This is a genomic window from Frankia sp. CgKIO3 (assembly GCF_977946435.1).
Window position 1 is genome coordinate 1 of record NZ_CDWTMO010000236.1, and the last position, 4623, is coordinate 4623.

The window sequence follows — 4623 nt, forward strand, 5'->3', positions numbered from 1 at the left end:
GGCCGGGTCCTGGCTCCGAATCAGATCGTAGGTAACGGCCCGCGCCGGAGTGAAGACATCTTCCCACTTGATGGCCGGCTCGTCGGCTGCGACATCAACGCGGAATCTCATTCATTTCTCCGTCCCGTGCGCATGCTACCTATCTGATTCTGGCAGAGCCACAGCGCGCATGATGAGGCAGTCTGCCACAGGCAGAAATCCTCCTCGACGGCCGGGTCCGGGACCGGGCCGGAAAAGACATGACCGGTGGCTCGTGCCTGCGTCCGGACGGGGCGGCCCGCGGGGTGCGGCTCTCCCGGCGAGATAGCCTCTGATCTGGGACTCCGGTGAACCACCCGGCCCCAAGCGGGCGGCATCCGAAGGACGGACTACCGCATGCGGTCTCCTTGCGCTTCGACACTGCGAGATGCACCGCCCTACAGCCCCTGACGACTACCAGTTTGGACGCGCCTGCCAGTGCCGGCCGCCTTCACCGGCTGTGTCCAGTGGCGGCACCGGATGCCGCGACCCCTTCGGGCCCGGCGACTAGACTTGGATCATGGCGTCGACCTGCGGATTTACCATCGGGTCGCTGATTATCCCTGGAGGGATCGCAATCTCCGATGGCTCCCGGTCGGGGGGTTTTCATGGATGTTCTTTTTGGGCGCGGTGACGTCCAGGGTGGTCATCGTCGCGGTGAGCTCGGGATCTCGGGCGCCGCCTCGGCGGGAAGGGGGTGCCGGTCAGCCGACGGGACTGACGGATTCGATGTTGGCCACGGCGAACTCGCACTCGGCGTTGCGCAGGTGGCACCAGGAGTTCAGCCACCGGCCGAAGAGCTGGTTCGGCTGGATGCGGCGGACCGTCCGGGTGCCCTGCTTGTCCCGGTAGGCGATGACGACGTCGCTGCGGCGTTCCACCGCGTCCGCCAGCACGGCGAGTTCGGCGTCGTTTAGCCGCCCGTTTATCTCGCCGAGCCGCTGGGCGAGATTGGTCAGGAGGGTGACACCGTCGTCCTCGCCGGTGCGCAGGCGCTGGGCGAGTTCGTCGGCCGTCAGCCGCCGTCGGGTCGCCGACGGACCGGCGGGGGGCCCACCGCGCGGTCGGGACGCCCGGGACGGCTGTGCCGAGGCCCCCCGCGGCGCCTTCCGTCCCGGCCCGCTCGTCACGATGACGGTGCCCGTCGCGTCCTCGGCGACGGGGTAGAAGCCCGTCCGGCGCAGCTCGGCGAGGACCGTGCCCAGTTCCACCGGGCTGGCCAGCACGGTGGGGGCGAGCCGGGCGAGGTGCAGCTTCGCCAGCGCCCGGGTGTGGAGGATCTCGGCGGTCGTGGGCTCGTCGGCGAGGACGGCGCTGCGCATCCCGCGGACTTGCACGTGTCCGTGCCGGCGGGCGACGTCGGCGATGAGGTATTCGAGCGGCTGCGGGAGACCGTGATCGGCTATGGTGCGTAGCTGTTCGAGCAGCTCGGTGGCGGACCATCCGGCGTCCATCGCGGCGCGGACGCTGGCGGAGGTGAACCGCCAGGTCCCGGCCGCGTCCCGGGACTCCGGCACCGCCGCGGCCCGCAGGAGCTGGGACATCGCCGCGCTGGGCTGGCCGGACACGACCGCGGTGAGATCAGACTGCAGGATCAGGCTGGACGGCGTCTCGGGCAGCAGCTCGGCGCAGCGGTCCGCCAGGTCCCGCACCGTCCTCGCGGCCTGCGCGGCGAACTCGTCCGCGGTCGAGACGATCATAAGCCCGACGGTGGCAGCCGCCGTGTCGGTGGTGCTCGGCGCGGCCTCGAGCAGAGCTTGGCCGAGCTCGGACAGGACGTCGAGGGCGAACACCCCGAGCAGCTCGGCCTCGCGGATCGCCGCCGCTACCTTGATCTTGCGGGTGGCGGCGTCGTAGCCGTGCAGGGGGAAGAACCAGTCGAGGTTCTCAGCCGTGAGCCGCACCGACCGCCCGCCGGCCGCCGCGCGGATCAGCACCCGGCGAATCTGGCCCGCCCCCGACTCGATGGGCAGGGGCGGCGGGACGTCCTTCTCGTCGGCACCCTCGCGGCTCGTCGGCGCGTGCTCCAGAGCGTGCCACGCCGCAGCCAGCGTCGCCCACTGATGGCTTGGCGACTCCTCCCGCCACTCCTGGAACCGCGAGCTCGGTGCGTAGCCGCCATCGGTGAAGGTCAGCAGGCCGGCGGCCGCGACCAGGTCGATCCACAGCGGCAGCTCGGCCAACGGTATCGACAGCCGCTTCGCCAGCCGGGCCCGTTCCCGCCCACCGACGCCTCCTCGCTTGAGCGCTACGACGGGGGCGGCGGCCTCGTCGAGCAGGGCGGTCACGGCGCGGATGGCGCCTTGTGCGGCCGCCTGGGAGCTCGACCGGACGACAGCCTCGTTCACCTCCGGCCGGGGAATGTCCGGCGGCCCGGTGAGTCCCTGGTCGTGCCTGGCCAGCCAGGCGGCGACCGCGACCTCACGGGGGAGCTCCGGCCGGTTGCCGACGCCCAGCACCAGCCCCGCGGTGATCAGCTGCCTGATGGGCTGCGCGGCTGCCCTCTGGTCGTGGACCTCCTCGAAGGGCGTGTAGGGGAACGTGTAGGGGAAGTAGCCGCCGGCCGTGGCCAGGCGCAGGTCATCGAGTTGCTGCCTCGCCGGGGCGGGCAGGGAAACGATGATCGTCGCGATGCGGCGGGCATCGGACATGAGTTCGGTGAGCCGCGCGGTCAGCTCGGTCTTGCGCAGGTTTTCGGCCGGAGCCCCGAGCGCCGTGACCGCCTTACGTAGATCCTCGACCAGGACGTTGTAAGCGATCTTTGCGACCGGGCGGGCGGAACTGATCTCCTCGACCCAGTGGTTGTGCAGCGGTTCCGGGAGTTGGACCACCGTGTCGATCCAGGCGAGGCCGCGGGCGCACAGATCGCCCACCCCGGCGCGCACCGCGTCCGGTAACGCACCCAACAGCTCGGCCATCCGGGGTACCGTCGCGGGCTGCCCCAGCAGCGCCGCCGCCTGGCCGACCCGGAGCGTGTCGCGGTTCAGCTCCCACAGCGCCGCCGCGAGCGAGTCCGGACTTTCCAGCCGCTGCGCGAGCTGCCCGAAACCACGGGGGACCGGCTCGACCAGCACGTCCGGACGCGAGCGGAGCAGAGCGGCCAGCGCCGGCAAGTCCAGATCCGCAAGATGGTCGGCGAACGATCGTGGTGTCATCCCTTCCATTCTTATCTGCTCTTATCTGCGCCGAGCGGGCACGACCGCCCGATCTGCCGGCAGCAGACACCCGAGACCACGGCCGCCCGTTCCCGATCCATCCGGATTGCGAGCAGACCGGTGGCGTCGGCGAACGGCATCGGCGCCCTCCGGGCGGTCGCCGGTACCGCGGGCCTCGCCGTCGTTGCCGGTGCGACCTCACCGGGTGCGGTCTCGTTGCCGGTGCGGCCTCACTGATAGCCGATGTGGAGGACGGTGGGGCTGGTAGGCGCATCGCTGTCGATGACGACCGTCGGCCCGTCCGGACCACCCCCGGGGCCACCGGCCCAGCCGAAGGTGAACATGTAGCTGCGCCCCGGCGCGATCCGGAGATGGGAGTTCTGATCCAGGAAGCGTTCACCGTCCACCGAAATTGACTGGACGTGCAGGATCCCCGGTCCTTTGTCGGTGATTGTCAGGTCGGTCTGCCGCCCGACGCCACTCACCGCGCCGGTCTCGTACGAAACGTTGATCATCGGGAGCGGATGATGCACCGGACGGCGGATCACGGCGCCGGCCGGCAACGCTGAGAACAGAACGAGCAGTATTGCGGTGACCATGATGGATACGGCGCGGCGGGACGGGTGCCGGGTACGGGCTGAAACGGATTGTGCGGCATCCCCCATAGCCCCGGAGCCGCCGGGGCGGACGGGCACCCGATCGAGGTGCGGGCGGCATACCGACCTGCCCGGTGAGGGGAGCATGGTTTCCTCCGCGCTGTATTTCCAGAAATCTGTCATCCCGGCTCGAGGATATTAGGGGCCCGGTACGCCGGGTGGCCAGGTCCTACGGGAACATCTCCACCGGACTGGAAACATGAGCCCATCCGGGGTATGCGGATACCCCTTGCGGGCACCCCCGGTGATGTGGGCGCAGCCGGTCACCCGGCCCGTACTCCCGGGCAAGGACCGGCCGCTGGAATGGTCCTCCCGGACGATGGTCAACGGTGTCAAAAGTGGTCAACGGCTGTCGACGCCGGTCAACGGCAGGCGTGGCCGCCGCCCGGACTTTCGCTGGTTCGGCACAGATGTATCGGTTCTCCCATCTTGATGAATATTGTCATCGATGGCCGGGCGGGCAGGGTGTTCCGGTGCCAACCGCATCGGGTTCTCACCGGCCCGGCCGTCCGCCCGATGCGCGGCCCGATAATCCGGACGGGAATACATAAACGTGAAACGGAATCGAAGGGCTCGGCGCGCCGTTGTCATTGAGTGGGGAAGTTCTGGTAGGGAATAGCGGATCGGAGAACACGTGAGAGACGCGAGAGAGGTTCAAATATGCGTCGACCCGTTAAGAGAAGAACCGGGCGAGCTGTCGGTGTCCGTCGCATTCTGGTGACCATCGGAGCCGCCGTCACGCTCGGTCTGCTCACCACCGGCGCGGGCTGCCAGCCGCCCGGACCGCCCTGCCC

At 69.6% G+C, this 4623-nt stretch carries 2 protein-coding genes; both read right to left on the reverse strand.

Annotated elements, in window-relative coordinates; translation table 11 throughout:
* Positions 1–722: 722 nt before the first annotated feature.
* Positions 723–3173: a helicase-associated domain-containing protein gene (locus AC08OJ_RS18655; protein WP_476594553.1), complete on the reverse strand. Its 2451-nt coding sequence runs from the start codon at positions 3171–3173 to the stop codon at positions 723–725.
* 230 nt (positions 3174–3403) lie between these two features.
* On the reverse strand, positions 3404–3688 hold the full coding sequence (locus tag AC08OJ_RS18660) for a hypothetical protein (RefSeq protein WP_476596418.1): 285 nt from the start codon (positions 3686–3688) through the stop codon (positions 3404–3406).
* Positions 3689–4623 lie beyond the last annotated feature (935 nt).

Excerpts from the sequence above, each read along its gene's own strand:
- AC08OJ_RS18655 (WP_476594553.1), bottom strand. The coding sequence starts at position 3,173 with ATGACACCACGATCGTTCGCCGACCATCTTGCGGATCTGGACTTGCCG.
- AC08OJ_RS18660 (WP_476596418.1), bottom strand. The coding sequence starts at position 3,688 with ATGATCAACGTTTCGTACGAGACCGGCGCGGTGAGTGGCGTCGGGCGG.